The following is a 13,625-nucleotide window of genomic DNA, read 5'->3' as shown; positions in this document are numbered from 1 at the left end:
GACAATCATGGCTGAGAGGATCGCTCCCGCCGGCAACCCGCTGGTCGACATGCGCAACATCTCAATCGCGTTCGGCGGCATTCGCGCCGTCGACGATGCCTCGATCGATCTTTTCCCCGGCGAGGTCGTGGCCCTGCTCGGCCATAACGGCGCCGGCAAGTCGACACTGATCAAGATCCTGTCGGGCGCCTACAAGCGTGACGCGGGCCAAATCTTCGTCAACGGCGAAGAGGCTTCGATCTCCAACCCGCGCGATGCCAAGAAATACGGCATCGAGACGATCTACCAGACCCTGGCGCTCGCCGACAATGTCGACGCCGCCGCCAACCTGTTCCTCGGCCGCGAGCTGAGGACCGCCTGGGGCACGCTCGATGATGTCGCCATGGAGGCCGAGGCGCGCAAGGTGATGGGCAGGCTCAATCCCCGCTTCCAGCGCTTCAAGGAGCCGGTGATCAAGCTGTCGGGCGGACAGCGGCAGTCGGTGGCGATCGCACGCGCGATCCTGTTCAACGCCCGCATCCTGATCATGGACGAGCCGACGGCAGCACTTGGACCGCAGGAAACGGCCCAGGTCGGGGAACTGGTCAGGCAGCTCAAGTCCGACGGCATCGGCATCTTCCTGATCAGCCATGACATTCACGACGTATTCGAACTGGCCGACCGGGTGTGCGTCATGAAAAACGGCCAGGTCGTCGGCACTGCCCGCACCACCGATGTGACCCAGGACGAGGTGCTGGGCATGATCATCCTGGGCAAATGTCCGCCTGGCGCCATTCCCGGACCAGGCGCGTTGAAGATCGCTGCCTGAAGCCTGCTGGCCTGAGCCCGTTACCGATCTGCCGATCAGGTGATATGCCAGCCGGCGGGATGGCTTGGCCTTGCCATTGTGTTGACCGGGCGACTTGCCCATAAAGGGCTCACATGCTGATAGGCCGCATTATCCGTTGAAGAAGCTTTTTCCAATCGTCGCTTTCGTTGCCGTTGCGCTGATCAGCATGACAATGGCGGGGTTCGCCTATTTCGCGACGCAAGAGGCGGCTCGCATCAAGTTCGACGCGACCGCGGACGATGCGCTCAACCGTATCGAGAGCCGGATCGACCTGCAGCTGTCGCTGCTGCGCTCGTCGCAAGCCTTGTTCGACGCCCGCAATGGCGACATCTCGCAGAGCGAGTTCAAAGCGTTCTTCAATGCCCTCAATGTCGATACCAATTTCGCCGGCCTGCGCGGCATCGGCTTTCTCCGGCTGGTGAAAGCAGGCGACGAGGCGACGGTCGAGCGCGACATGCTGCATGACCAGGGCACCAGGCGTGCGATCTATCCGGACACCACCCAGCCATGGCGGACGCCCGTTGTGCTGTTCGAGCCGCTCGACCCGTCCAATAAGGCCAGCATCGGCTATGACATGTTCACCGAGCCCGTGCGGCGCGCGGCAATCGAGAAGGCAATGGCAGATGACCAGCAGCACGCGAGCGGGCTGGTGCAACTCGGCCAGGGCACGGGCGCGGCGCAGACCTTCACCGGCTTTCTCGTCTTCGTGCGGCTCAACGTCGAGACCGCACCTGATGCCATAAACGCATCGCGGTCCTCGACGGTAGGCTTTCTCTACGCGGCCTTCCGGGCCAGGGAGCTGTTCCAGATCGCGCTCAGCCGTGCGCCGCTGCTGCCCGTCAACACCGAAATCTACGATGGCGGCGTCGATCCGGATCATCTGCTGTTCCGGTCGGAGACACCGCCCGTCTCGGGCTTTGGCGACAGGCTGCTGGTCACCCGCAAGATCAGCGTGGCGGGCCGGCCGTGGACCGTGCAGTTCAGGCCGACAAGCGCCTTCTCGCAGCCATCGTCACGGGCCATCCCGGTCATGCTCGGCCTGTTCGGGCTGCTGCTGGCCGGCGCCATCGCGCTCGTCGCGCGCTATCAGGAGCGAGCCTACGAGGCAGCATCGCTGCTGCATGAGACGACGGAAAAGAGCCTGCTCGAAAAGGATTTGATGCTGCAGGAGATGAAGCATCGCATCAAGAATTCGATCACGCGAGTGCTGGCGATCGCGCGCCAGACCGCGTCACGTGCCAGCGACGTCAATGAGTTCTCGGCATCTTTCTCGGCCCGGCTACAGGCAATGGCCGCGTCCCAGGACATGCTGACGCGCTCGCGCTGGCAGAAGGCGGATCTCGGCGATCTCCTGCGCATCGAGCTTGGCCAAGTGTTCGGAAAGGAGCTGCCGGAAGAGCTTTTGTCCGGGCCGGAGGTGCTGCTTGACGAAACCACGACGCAGGCACTGGGCCTCACCTTCCACGAACTGGCAACGAATGCGCTGAAATATGGCGAGGCCGGCAATACGGTCGGCGCCCTCAGGATCGAATGGTCGGTCGAAGGGCGCGGGCGTGACCGGGTCTTGGCTCTGAGCTGGCAGGAAACCGGGCAGAAGAAGGTCGACGCGCCGGCCACGACCGGCTTCGGCACCAAATTGATCGACCTCAATGTCACGCGTGAGCTGCGTGGCACGATCCACCGCGATTATCGCGATGACGGATTGAATGTGGAAATCAGGATTCCGCTGCCGGCGTGAATGCCATCGGGCCTTGGCGGAATCGCTCCAGGCTTCACGCGGCGGCCAATAAATTGCCGCACCGCTGCCGGGTTCGCGAATGAGCCCGACAGCGCGCGATTCAAGTTGCTCGGAGCGGTTCAGCGTCTGATAGATCGCCGATCCGCTCCTTGCTCGCAATTCCGGCGGGAAAACCGCTCCGCGCTTTTCCCGCCCGAATTGCCTTAGTTGCAGCGAGCCGTGTAGATGCGACCCCGATGATCGCGATACTGGCAGTATCCATTGCGCAGGTTGCGGACCAGCAGGCCGGAGCCGGCACCGACGGCCGCGCCGATCAGCGCGCCCTTGCCGCCGCCGACCAAGCCGCCCACGCCGGCGCCGATCAAGCCGCCGCCGACGACATCCTGCTCGGTCGAGGTACAGCCGCTGACGGCGACCACGGCAGCCATGGCAATAAGAATTTTCCGCATAGGGTCACTCCTCACTTCGTGTCCTCACTTTAATAAGCTCCAGCCGTCACTTAGCATGAAAAAACGACCTTTGCTGCTCCAATTTATTGTTGGTGAAGAGAGTCTTTTTCTGGGCGCAGCTTTCCGATGCCTCGGCCGCCGAAAAACCCGAGCGATGTGCGCGCGCGAACGTGGGGGCGGGATCAGGCCAGCTGGGACAGGGCGATCAGGACAATTGCCGCGGCCAACGCCGGAGCGACGATGGGCAGGATGCCATGAGCAACCGGCGATGCCGTGGATGTCTCGGGATCCTGGATTTCGCCCATCGAAATGCGAGCGGCATGCTCGAGTCTGTTGATATCGGCGACCGTCAAGGCGCTCCTCCCCACTATGCTGCGGCAAAGCCCTCGAAAGCATGCTCGTCGGCTCGGCAGTTCCATCGGTATCTGGCAAAAACAGCATCTGCTTCTATGGTGAACAGCCGGTTAAAAAATGGCGGTCGCCTACTCCGTCTCGAAATTGCCGTGCGGAACAACGAGATGGTATTCGAGGCGACCATCCGCGATCTCGAGGCGCGCCGTTCCGTTCAGGGAAGAGGGCACTACGCGTTCCAGTGCGACGCTGCCGAAGCGCTTTTTGCCCTCTTGGTTGCTGTCGGTTCCTATGGTTTCGGCCCAGGTCAGCGACAGGGCAATGCCGCCATCGGCGGCGGTGTCGAGGACGGCGGTCACTTCGACGAAGCCCTCCGGCCGCGACAGGGCGCCATAGCTGACCGAGTTGACGGCCAGTTCATGCATCGCAAGGCCGATATGCAGCGCGGCGTTGGGGTTGAGGTAAGGATTTGCGCCGCGGAAGCGAAGGCTGTGCGACGCGTCCGTCCCGTAGCGGCCGACCTGACCGGCGACGAGTTCGCGAAGGGCAGCACCGCGCCAGTTGGAGGAGGTTACCAAATCCTGGGAGGAGGCCAGCGACTGGAGCCGGCCGCGAAAGCGGGTCAGGAAATCGCCGATGCTGTCGGAATAGCGTCCCGTCTGGGTGGCGATGCTCTGGATGATTGCCAGCAAATTCTTCGAGCGGTGCGTGACTTCGCGCAACAGCGTCGTCAGCGTCTGTTCGCGGCGTCGCTGCTCGGTCGTCTCGACCATGGTGGTGACGACACCTTGCACGTCGCCGGCCTCGCCATGGTCGGCGTCGATCCAGACCTGAAACCAGCGCATGCCGTCCTCCATCGGGACGCCGATCTCGAGGCGCTGCGGATCGCCGCTTGCGACGACGTTGCGCTTGGCAGCGCCAATGCGGTCGGCCTGTGCCGGCGGCAGGATGCCGTCGCCCTCGCTGCTGTCGGCGGCCCAGGGCGCACGCATGTTCCGCGCCCAGACCGTTTTCATGTCGCGGTCCTGGTAGAGGACGGAAATGCCGGCATTGTGGAGTGCGTGGAGAAGCGCCCGGCCAAGTTGCATGCCGCTTTCGGCGGGATGCAGGGCGATGACCTCGTCCCCCCGCTCGTTCTTCTTGGTATCTCGAGCCCTGGAACGCATCCGACCTGTTCACCCAACTCAGGCTGAACGGCTCACCGTCCAATGGGTTCCAAGGCAGGTTTTACGGGAACCAGACGCCCAAAAGCGGTCCGCCGGGCGGCGTCCTTGTGGGACACCACCCGGCGGTGGCTGGAAACCGTTTGAGGGGTGCGGCTTCCAGTGTTCGCCTGATAACCCTCAGGCCCGTCTGAACAGGCCGGCGAGAAGCGAAATGATGAGGAAAGCGAGAAAGATGAAGAACAATATCTGCGCTATCCCGGCAGATGTACCGGCAATGCCGCCGAAACCAAGCGCGCCGGCGATGATTGCCACGACGAGAAATACGAGCGCCCAGTAAAGCATGGTTCCATCTCCTTCCAACTATGTGAGAAAAACGTGGGTGGATGCGGTTTGTTCCACTTTTTGCCGAAAAAGACGATCCCCCCGCGCACCATCGTGGCGCGGAAAAGCAAGGCGCGGCCAGCGGAACCTTCCGGCTGGTCGCGCCCTGCTTTTGCGCGCGTTTGCGACTTCAGTTGCGCATGGCTATGCGGCTGCTTTCGCCTGCCGGTCGAAGAACAGAGCCTGGCTGATCAACGCCTTGACCATGTCCGGGTTGAACGGCTTCGTCACCAGGAAAGCCGGTTCGGGCCGCTCGCCGGTCAGGAGACGCTCGGGAAAGGCGGTGATGAAGATCACCGGCACGGAAGTCGACGACAGAATCTCGTTCACCGCCTCAATGCCCGAACTGCCGTCGGCGAGTTGGATGTCCGCGAGCACCATCTTCGGCCGCGTCTTGCCGAACATCGTCACCGCTTCGGCATGGGTGCGGGCGGTGCCGACGACCCGATGGCCCAGGCTCTCGACCATCTCCTCTATATCCATGGCGATCAGCGGTTCATCCTCGATGATCAGCACGTCGGTCGCCACCTGGCGGGAAATCTCGTTGCTCGCCTGGGCAAGCAGTTCTGAGAATTCCTGTTCGCCGACGCCAAGAATTTCGGCCGCCTCATCCTCGCTGAAACCCTCGACGGCCACCAGAAGGAAGGCCTGGCGGGGAAGCGGCGCGATCGCATTGAGATTGGCCGCGGCGCGCTGTTCCCATGCCGATTGCGCCTGTTCTTGTGGAACGCGGATGGCGACGGACGTGAACAGTTTGGCGAAGACCTTGTACAGCGCGATTCGGTCGCTAGATGCCTCGGGAAAAATGTCGACATCGGCGATGATGGCCTCGAGCATCGCGGCAACCAGCGCGTCGCCGCTCTCCTGCGATCCCGATACGGCACGCGAGAAGCGGCGCAGGAACGGCAGGTGCGGAGCGATGGTGGCGGATAAACTCATGACGGACGTCTCCCTCAGATGACGTGATTGACTAAAAATGCAGGTCAAGCCCCATTGCAAGCCCCAACGACACAAACGCGGGCTTTCGCAAAAAGTTCCGGCCCCGGGAACTAATACGCCTGAACGGCGTTTGAATTGGGGATGGGCAACCAGACGAGGATGCCGCTTGTGTTGTGTTGAGTTATGTTGAGCGGCTATGGGGCTGGATTAAAGGGCGAAATGAAGGAAATGACGAAAGATGTCTTGACTGGCGCCTCAATCAGGCGCCGGAACGGCGTGGGCGACCCGCTCGGGCCGAATTCCGAAATCGGACGCAAACTCAAGCAGTATTACGACGAGCTGGTCTCCGACGATGTGCCGGATCGTTTCGCGCAGTTGCTCAGCCAACTGGAGCGGGCCGAGCCCGCACAGAAAAAGGACTGAGGCATGGCAACGGTCTCACAAGGCTTCAAGACCGATCTGCTTGGGGCAATACCGAGCTTGCGTGCCTTCGCAGTGTCACTGACGCAGAATGCCGACAAGGCCGACGACCTCGTGCAGGAAACGCTGGTCAAGGCCTGGGACAAGCATGAGAGCTTTCAGCCCGGTACCAACCTGAAGGCATGGCTCTTCACCATCCTGCGCAACGAGTTCTATTCGCAGATGCGCAAACGCGGCCGCGAGGTGCAGGACAGCGACGGCATCATGACAGCCAGGCTTGCGGTGCATCCCGCCCAGCACGGCCAGCTCGACCTCAAGGATTTCCGCGGTGCGCTCGAGCAACTGCCCGAAGACCAGCGCGAGGCCATCATCCTCATCGGCGCCTCGGGCTTCTCTTACGAGGAGGCGGCCGAGATTTGCGGTTGCGCGGTCGGGACGATCAAGAGCCGCGTCAGCCGAGCCCGCACGCGCCTGCAGGAGATACTGAAAATCTCCGGCGAAGACGAGTACGGTCCCGATGCGATCTCAGCACAGGTCACGGGCACGGCGGCGCACTAAAAAAGCGTCGCATCGAAACGGCTGACAGAATCGCCATCGCATCCGCTCTGACTCTTACGCGACGCGACGCGACGTCGTCAGGCGGGCGGGACTCGTCCGCAGGCCCGGGCCACCGCTTCCACAAGATCTTCGCCCGAATAAGGTTTGCTGACCAGCCTTATCCCTGGAAAGGCAACCTTGATCTCGTCCGCATCCGAATAACCGGAGGCAAAGACGAAGGGCACGCCCGTTTCACGCAGGCGCGATGCAAAGTCGAAAGTCGGAGTGCCCCCCAGCATGAGGTCGACGATCGCCGCATCGAATTGGGTGGCAACCTGTCGACCATCGATCTCGGCCAGGTCGCGGACAAGCACTACGTCGTCGGCGCCGTGATCACGGCAAAGCTGCTCGACATCCATGGCGATGAGAAATTCATCTTCCAGGACAAGAATGCGCAATCCGTCAAGCAAAGGCGACACAGGCAATGGCTCCTTGAAACGCAGCGAGTCATGATCGCTATTTGACGCGCTGTCATTTAAAAAAGACATGCCACCGCAGCGGCTGAGCCCGCGGTTCTCGAGGAGCGGTCGAAATGTCAATCCAGAACGGCCTTGCTTCCTCCAGCCGCCGGTATGATTGCGAGAATTGCCCGCTGCGGCCGCTGCCGGGTTTCCGCAAATTCGAGAGATCGGAACTGGCCTTCATCGACAAATTGAAGAAAGGCGAGCTCGCGGTCGACAAGGGCGCAACGGTGCTGGTGGAAGGACGCCGCAGCACTCATCTCTACACGGTGCTGTCGGGCTGGGCTTTCCGCTACAAGCTGTTGTCGGATGGCCGCCGTCAAATCCTCAACTACGCCATCCCTGGAGATCTCATCGGGCTGCAAGGCAGCGTGATGGGCGAAATGCAGCATTCCGTCGAAGCCTTGTCGCCGATGCTGCTTTGCGTGTTCGAGCGGGAGTCCCTGCATGAGCTTTTCCGCAACCATCCGGGCCTGGCCTATGACATCACCTGGATCGCGTCGCGCGAGGAGCGGATGCTGGATGAGAACCTGCTCAGCGTCGGCCGCCGCAGCGCGATCGAGCGCACCGCCTATCTCATCGCCTTCATCGGCAGCCGGGCCAAGGCCGTTGGCCTCAATGGCGGGCGGCTCACCCGGATCGCGTTCACGCAGCAGCACATCGCCGATACGCTCGGGCTGTCGTTGGTCCATACCAACAAGACGATTCGCAAACTGATGGATCGCAAGCTGATCGCTTGGCGCGATGGCGGCTGCGAGATCATCGATCATGAAGGGTTGAAGCAGCTTGCTGGCTGGGAGGGGCTGGGCAAGGAACGACGGCCACTGATCTGATCGGATGCAGGAGGCCCCGTTTTGAGCTAGGGTCCAGATCGATGGAACCGGGACGGCCTCTATCCATTGGATTGAGCGTGATCTTTTGGCAAACCGACACCCGCTTTGCGGGATCATGCCCGTTTATCCGAGGGGCTCGGAACCTTGAGACATGCAGCGCGTTGAAATCAAAGCAATCACAGGGAGTTAAGCGATGGCAGCTGCCGCAGGAAAGAACGCAAGCGAAGCGCGGGCGAACTCGGACCTCGAAGCCGATATCAGGCAGTTGAAGGCCGATATCGACAAGCTGACGAAGCAGCTGGCAAAGACAGGTGAGCATGGATACGGCACCGCCCGCCGTGCCGCCGCCGAAGGTGTCGAGCATCTGCGCGCCCAAGGCGAGGCAGCCTTTGATAGCCTGCGCAGCAACACCAGGGATATAGAGGCGCAGATAGCGGCAAGCGTGCGCGAGAAGCCGGTGACTTCATTGGCGATCGCCGCCGGCGTTGGCTTCCTGTTCGCGCTCCTGGCGCGCCGCTAGTCCCGCTCAAATGGGATTGCTGGCTTCCCTTGTCTCGGGCCTGGCTTCGGGCGAAACCGTTGCAGCCATGCGCCGCGCGCGCACGGCTGCAATTGTCTATGCGCTTGCCGCGCTCGCGGCGCTGTGCGGTCTCGGCTTCCTGATCGGGGCCGGCTATATATGGGCTGCGGACCGCTATGGGCCGCTCGCGGCGGCGTTGGGCTTCGGCGTCGGCTTTCTGATCGTCGCGGGCCTGATCTTGCTGATCTATCGCTTCTCGGCCGGCTCGCGCGCACGGCGCCGGGCAGAACGGCGCAAGGCGGACATGACCGCAATCGGGGTCACCGCCGCACTGGCCGCTCTGCCGGCGCTGCTCAAGGGAAAGGGCGGCCTCGGGGCCATTCTCGGTCCCGCCGTGGCGTTGGCGGCTTATGCCATCTACCGCGAGAACGTGAAACCAGGTCCCGGCGGGCCGGCTGGCGGCGATCCTGATTGAGGCTGACCGGATGAAGGCTGCGTCCGGATTAAAGCTGGGCCGGTCACTTGGAGAGATCCTCCAGCGGCATGGATATTTCGGCAAAGACGCCTTCCGGCCGGAACTCGTGCGCCACTTCGCTGGAGATGACCTTGGCCAGGCTGCGGCGGATCAGGATCGAGCCGAAACCGTGCCGCTCGGGCGGGGCAACCGCAGGACCGCCGCTTTCGCGCCAGGTCAAGACAAGGCGCCGGTCGCTTTTTCTGCCTTGTGTCTTCCAGCTCAGATCGACCTTGCCGGATGTTGCCGACAGCGACCCATATTGTAGGGCGTTGCTGGCCAGTTCGTGCAAGATCAGGCCCAGCCCCACTGCCTGGTCCGGCGACAGCAACAGATCGGGACCGGTGATCGTCATGCGCAGTTGCTCGGCGGTGTCGAAGGGCCTCACCTCGATCTGGATGAGTTCATGGATGCCGATGCCGCGCCATTCCCGGTCGGACAGGAGATTATGGGCAATGCCGAGTGCCTGGAGCCGGGCGCCGAAGGCTTCCAGGAAAGCGCTCGGCTGCCGGGCATGGCGCACGGTCTGCGTCGCCAGCGCCTGAACGGTCGCCAGCGTGTTCTTGACGCGATGATTGAGTTCGCGAAGCAGCAGCCTTTGCCTTTCCTCCCCAAGCTTGCGTTCGGATATGTCGTAATTGACCCCGAAGATCAGCGTCGGCTTGCCGTCGCCATCGCGCTCGATGACGCGGCCGCGCGTCGCCAGCCAGCGGGGTGGATGGAAGCCTTTCACGCGGTACTCGCCGAAATAGTCGTCGCCGCCGGCCAAGGCGTCGCGGAAGCGGGTTTCGGTTTGATAGACGTCGCGTGGATCTATTGCCATCAGGATGTCGCGCGCCCGCAACCGGTTCGATCGCGGCAGATTGAACAATTCCGGCAGCAAACCATCGCATTCGATCATGTCGGTGCGGATGTCCCAGGCCCAGCTGGCAAGCGATGCCGCGTCGAGCGCTATGGCGCGCCGTTTTTCTTCGCGAACCAGCGCCGCCTCGGCGATGGCGCCGCTGCGCGTCGCATCCTTCAGCGTGAACAGGCTGGCGGCTAGGCCGGCCAGCGCCTTCAACTGGTCGAGCCTGACGCGCGATGGAAAGGGACGGGGCTTGCGGTCGAAAACGCAGAGCGTTCCGATCCTGGCGCCGGCGACGGTCACCGGCGCGCCCGCAAAGAAGCGGATGTGATGCTTGCCCGTGACCAGTGAGTTGGCTTTAAAACGCGGATCCAAGGTCGCGTCGGGTACCACCATCAGTTCGCCGCCCGCGGCAATCGCATGGGCGGAGAAGGAGATGTCGGTTGCGGTCTCGATCTCGTCCAGGCCGACACGCGACTTGAACCATTGCCGCTCGACGTCGACGAGCGTAACCAGCGCGATCGGTGCGCGCATGGCGGCCGCGGCAAGGCGGCTGACGCCGTCGAAGTCGGCGTCAGTCATCGTATCCAGCGCCTGCAAGCCGTGCAGCACGGCCAGCCGGCCGGCGTCGTTGACGACGTGCATTACTTCGGCCGGAAGGCCCGGCGCCAATTTCGCCGCCTTGTTCACCAGCGCCCCCGACGCTTCCTCGCGAGCCCTCCGACTTCGCCTTCCCGACTTGCCGGCGAAGGGCTTGGCCAAACGCGGAACCTTCGTAGCAAGGAACCGTTACCCGAAGATGTTTTGCCAGAGACGCTCAACGCGTCCACATCGCATCGAGGCCGGCTATGCCCAAGACCATTCCTGAAAACAAAGCGCGTCAGGGACACTGGGGCTGGCACGGCTTGCGGATCCTGATTGCGGGACTTCTCCTGGCCTTTGTCGTTTGGGGCATCGTCGAGATTTACGGCGAGTACACGAAATCCCCGACCACCGAACAAGGCAGCGCTCCGAGCGGCTAGTCTTCTGTTCCTCGTCGGCTGCCCCTGCATCAGGCCGCCTTTGCCCGCATGGCGTGCCGCGGCACCAGCACGTTCAAGGCGCCCGGGTGGATTTCGATGGTAATTTCGTCCTCGAGCTTGATAAGTTCACCGTCGAGGACGGCGCGGTATTTCCTGGCCGCCGACCGGATCTTCAGCACAGCCCGCTCTGTCTGATGGATTTCGACATGTTCATTGTCCCGCCATTTGCCACGCGCGACGTTGAAGAAGAACTTGACCAGTTCGGCGCGCTGCCGCGCGACCGTGACATAAATGCCGAGCACGCCGCCCGCCGGATTGTCGGCAAAGGGCAGGTGACCCTCTCCAAACAGGTTGTTGGTGACGCCGACGCCGGTGGTTCGCGCCGTGATCTCGGCCTCGCCAATGGTCAGGGTGACCGTCATCGCCGGCGGATTCTTGATCGTCTGCCAAGCCGCTTTCGCGGATGCCCGCATCTTGCCCAGCCGGGAGCCGAACTCCATGTTCTGGCGTAGCTGCACCATCTTGGCGTGCATGCCGATCGAGAACTGATGCACGAAAGGCCGGCCATTGGCGGTGGCGATGTCCACCGCCATCACCTCGCCATCGGCGAAGGATCGCAAAGCCGCATCGAGCGTCTGCGGGATGCCGAGCCCGCGCGCGAAGAGGTTCATGGTGCCTGCGGGCAATATGGCCAGCGCCTTTTTCTTGCCCATCAGCCGCGCCGCCGCCGCCGATATCGTGCCATCGCCGCCGCCGGCGAGAACCACGTCGATGCCGCGACGCGAAGCCGCGTTGTCCAATGCCGGCACGATGTCCTTGCCGGCAACCACGTCGATATCGATGGAATGGCCTGCTGCCTCCAGCAGGTCGCGCATGCGATCGCGAAAGCCATCCAGGTCGAGGGTGCGCAAGGTGCCACCGTCCCGGTTCAGCACCGCCGCAAACCGCATGTCCCCTCCGTGTTCTCAAAAAAACTCCGAGCCGGAGAAGCTCCAGCCGTCGGCTGAACGGCGCAAGTGGCAAAAAGGTTCCGGATGATGCGGCGAATTTCCCTTTGCAGCACGCAAGTTGCGGGCCGCGTGTGCGGAGAATATGCGTCCTGGCTTTTGTCGGAACAATGGGCGCAGTCACGACGTTGTGATCAGGCGAATGCCGCGTTCGCCCGTCGCCGGTGACGGCGGAGGCCGGTGCGGCATGCATGAAATCAGGCACGAGGAGACACCATCATGATCCGCAATCTTCTAGCCACGACTGCTCTTGCCATGTTCGTGGCGACGGGCGCGCATGCGCAGACAACTCCGACACCGGCTGCGCCTGGCGCGGAGCAACCCGCCGCTCCTGTGGTGCACGCCGAGGGCAGCATCGCCACCAACATCATCGGTGAATCGGTTTATAACGGCACCGGCGACAATGCCGAGAATATCGGCAAAGTAACCGACATCGTCTTCGACAAGGACGGTCAGGCCAAATCCATAGTCATCGGCGTCGGGGGCTTTCTGGGCGTCGGGACGAAGAATGTCGCGTTCGATTACGACAAGCTGCAGTGGGCCGAGAAAAACGGCGACCGCTGGCTGGTCGCCCAGACGACCAAGGACCAGTTGACGGCGCAGCCGGAGTTCGACACCAAGCCCTATGCTCCGGCACCGGCCGCATCGACAGCCGCACAGGCGCCGTCCACATCCGCGCCGAGCGATACCGCCCAGGCGCCAGTCGACATGAACGCGGCTCCGGCGGAACCGGTGAAGCGCGCCGACGGCAATCTCGCCACCAATATCATCGGTGAGAGCGTCTATAACGGGACCGGCGACGATGCGCAGAACATCGGCAACGTCAACGACATCGTCCTGACCAAGGAAGGCAAGGCGCAATCACTGGTCATCGGCGTCGGCGGCTTCCTCGGCATCGGCGAGAAGAACGTCACGTATGATTTCGGCAAGGCCCAGTGGGCCGAGAAAAACGGCGACCGCTGGCTGGTGGCTCAAACCACCAAGGAAGAGCTGCAGGCATTGCCGGACTTCAACCGCAAGGCTTATGATCCGGCTCCGGTCACGACGGCATCGAACGCACCTGCTGCGTCCACCCCGGCCGTCGCGCCGACAACCAATACGGCTCCGATGGACAAGACGGCGCAGGCCCCGTCCGCCTCCACGCCTGATGCGACCGCTCCCGACCAGACGAAGACCGCAGCGATCGACAAATCCAAACTGACCGAAATGCCTGTCGGCGAGGTCAGGGGCGACGATCTCAAGGGTACCACAGTTTATGGCGCCAACGACGTCAAGGTCGGCGAGATCGGCGATGTCGTGCTGACGCCCGACAACAAGACCGACGCGGTCATCGTGGATGTCGGCGGTTTCCTCGGCGTCGGCGAGAAGGAAGTCGCCGTCGGCATGGACAACTTGAAATTCATGACCGACAAGGACGGTAACAAATATCTCTACACGACCTTCACCAAGGAGCAGCTCGAGGCCCAGGCCGCCTATGACAAAGGCAGCTATGCGCAGAACCGCGAGCAGCAGCGGATGATCGTGAGATAGCAACAAGGGCAGTAGGGCAGT

Annotated in this window: 17 protein-coding genes; 9 read left to right on the top strand and 8 right to left on the bottom strand. The window is 62.6% G+C overall.

Features of this window, described 5'->3' with window-relative positions:
• Nucleotides 1-7 precede the first annotated feature (7 nt).
• Together LB545_RS00305 and LB545_RS00300 are read left to right on the top strand one after the other, a co-directional pair.
• A complete protein-coding gene (locus LB545_RS00305; RefSeq protein ID WP_140686493.1) occupies nucleotides 8-808 on the top strand; it encodes an ATP-binding cassette domain-containing protein in 801 nt (266 codons plus the stop codon).
• A 136-nt stretch (nucleotides 809-944) separates the two neighbouring features.
• Nucleotides 945-2,567: a CHASE domain-containing protein gene (locus LB545_RS00300; protein WP_140676410.1), complete on the top strand. Its 1,623-nt coding sequence runs from the start codon at nucleotides 945-947 to the stop codon at nucleotides 2,565-2,567.
• Between the two features lie 203 nt (nucleotides 2,568-2,770).
• Here the strand turns inward: LB545_RS00300 and LB545_RS00295 are convergent, their stop codons facing one another.
• The 5 genes from LB545_RS00295 to LB545_RS00275 form a co-directional block, all read right to left on the bottom strand.
• Nucleotides 2,771-3,016 carry a YMGG-like glycine zipper-containing protein gene (locus LB545_RS00295; RefSeq protein ID WP_140500585.1) on the bottom strand — a complete coding sequence of 82 codons (246 nt, stop codon included), beginning with the start codon at nucleotides 3,014-3,016 and terminating at the stop codon, nucleotides 2,771-2,773.
• A gap of 182 nt (nucleotides 3,017-3,198) precedes the next feature.
• The gene (locus LB545_RS00290) at nucleotides 3,199-3,369 is read right to left on the bottom strand and encodes a hypothetical protein (RefSeq protein ID WP_181165419.1); all 171 of its coding nucleotides are present in this window, start codon (nucleotides 3,367-3,369) and stop codon (nucleotides 3,199-3,201) included.
• 129 nt (nucleotides 3,370-3,498) lie between these two features.
• Nucleotides 3,499-4,533, bottom strand: coding sequence for a sensor histidine kinase (locus tag LB545_RS00285; RefSeq protein WP_140500587.1), 1,035 nt, complete (start codon nucleotides 4,531-4,533; stop codon nucleotides 3,499-3,501).
• Nucleotides 4,534-4,710: 177 nt separating this feature from the next.
• Entirely contained in the window at nucleotides 4,711-4,875 is a 165-nt protein-coding gene (locus LB545_RS00280; protein WP_006203859.1) for a DUF1328 domain-containing protein, read from the bottom strand.
• 183 nt (nucleotides 4,876-5,058) lie between these two features.
• Nucleotides 5,059-5,853 carry a response regulator gene (locus LB545_RS00275; protein WP_140500589.1) on the bottom strand — a complete coding sequence of 265 codons (795 nt, stop codon included), beginning with the start codon at nucleotides 5,851-5,853 and terminating at the stop codon, nucleotides 5,059-5,061.
• A gap of 219 nt (nucleotides 5,854-6,072) precedes the next feature.
• On the opposite strand from LB545_RS00275, the gene LB545_RS00270 reads away from it, so the two are divergent.
• A complete protein-coding gene (locus tag LB545_RS00270) occupies nucleotides 6,073-6,276 on the top strand; it encodes a NepR family anti-sigma factor (protein WP_181165418.1) in 204 nt (67 codons plus the stop codon).
• Between the two features lie 3 nt (nucleotides 6,277-6,279).
• Nucleotides 6,280-6,831 carry an RNA polymerase sigma factor gene (locus LB545_RS00265; RefSeq protein ID WP_140500591.1) on the top strand — a complete coding sequence of 184 codons (552 nt, stop codon included), beginning with the start codon at nucleotides 6,280-6,282 and terminating at the stop codon, nucleotides 6,829-6,831.
• 77 nt (nucleotides 6,832-6,908) lie between these two features.
• On the opposite strand, the gene LB545_RS00260 is transcribed toward LB545_RS00265, so the two are convergent.
• The gene (locus LB545_RS00260; protein ID WP_140500637.1) at nucleotides 6,909-7,358 is read right to left on the bottom strand and encodes a response regulator; all 450 of its coding nucleotides are present in this window, start codon (nucleotides 7,356-7,358) and stop codon (nucleotides 6,909-6,911) included.
• A gap of 44 nt (nucleotides 7,359-7,402) precedes the next feature.
• Between LB545_RS00260 and LB545_RS00255 the strand changes: the two genes are divergently transcribed.
• The 3 genes from LB545_RS00255 to LB545_RS00245 all read left to right on the top strand — a co-directional run bounded on the left by LB545_RS00255 (nucleotide 7,403) and on the right by LB545_RS00245 (nucleotide 9,159).
• Entirely contained in the window at nucleotides 7,403-8,164 is a 762-nt protein-coding gene (locus tag LB545_RS00255) for a Crp/Fnr family transcriptional regulator (protein WP_140525472.1), read from the top strand.
• Nucleotides 8,165-8,357: 193 nt separating this feature from the next.
• Nucleotides 8,358-8,684 carry a YqjD family protein gene (locus LB545_RS00250; protein ID WP_140517891.1) on the top strand — a complete coding sequence of 109 codons (327 nt, stop codon included), beginning with the start codon at nucleotides 8,358-8,360 and terminating at the stop codon, nucleotides 8,682-8,684.
• A gap of 10 nt (nucleotides 8,685-8,694) precedes the next feature.
• A complete protein-coding gene (locus tag LB545_RS00245; protein WP_140500594.1) occupies nucleotides 8,695-9,159 on the top strand; it encodes a hypothetical protein in 465 nt (154 codons plus the stop codon).
• A gap of 43 nt (nucleotides 9,160-9,202) precedes the next feature.
• On the opposite strand, the gene LB545_RS00240 is transcribed toward LB545_RS00245, so the two are convergent.
• Entirely contained in the window at nucleotides 9,203-10,690 is a 1,488-nt protein-coding gene (locus LB545_RS00240) for a sensor histidine kinase (protein ID WP_181165423.1), read from the bottom strand.
• Nucleotides 10,691-10,893: 203 nt separating this feature from the next.
• Here LB545_RS00240 and LB545_RS00235 point away from each other — a divergent pair, with 203 nt between their 5' ends.
• Nucleotides 10,894-11,067, top strand: a complete 174-nt coding sequence (locus LB545_RS00235; RefSeq protein ID WP_181165417.1) for a hypothetical protein — start codon at nucleotides 10,894-10,896, stop codon at nucleotides 11,065-11,067.
• A 29-nt stretch (nucleotides 11,068-11,096) separates the two neighbouring features.
• Here LB545_RS00235 and LB545_RS00230 read toward each other — a convergent pair whose 3' ends face one another.
• The gene (locus tag LB545_RS00230; RefSeq protein ID WP_140500595.1) at nucleotides 11,097-12,017 is read right to left on the bottom strand and encodes a diacylglycerol/lipid kinase family protein; all 921 of its coding nucleotides are present in this window, start codon (nucleotides 12,015-12,017) and stop codon (nucleotides 11,097-11,099) included.
• Nucleotides 12,018-12,293: 276 nt separating this feature from the next.
• Here LB545_RS00230 and LB545_RS00225 point away from each other — a divergent pair, with 276 nt between their 5' ends.
• Complete coding sequence (locus tag LB545_RS00225) at nucleotides 12,294-13,604, top strand: PRC-barrel domain-containing protein (protein ID WP_140517892.1); 1,311 nt, start codon at nucleotides 12,294-12,296, stop codon at nucleotides 13,602-13,604.
• Nucleotides 13,605-13,625 lie beyond the last annotated feature (21 nt).

It is taken from the genome of Mesorhizobium sp. BR1-1-6, assembly GCF_020165355.1.
In the GTDB taxonomy this organism is placed as follows: Bacteria; Pseudomonadota; Alphaproteobacteria; order Rhizobiales; family Rhizobiaceae; genus Mesorhizobium.
The sequence above is the reverse complement of the archived record's forward strand: the minus strand, read 5'-3'. Positions and strand labels throughout refer to the sequence as shown.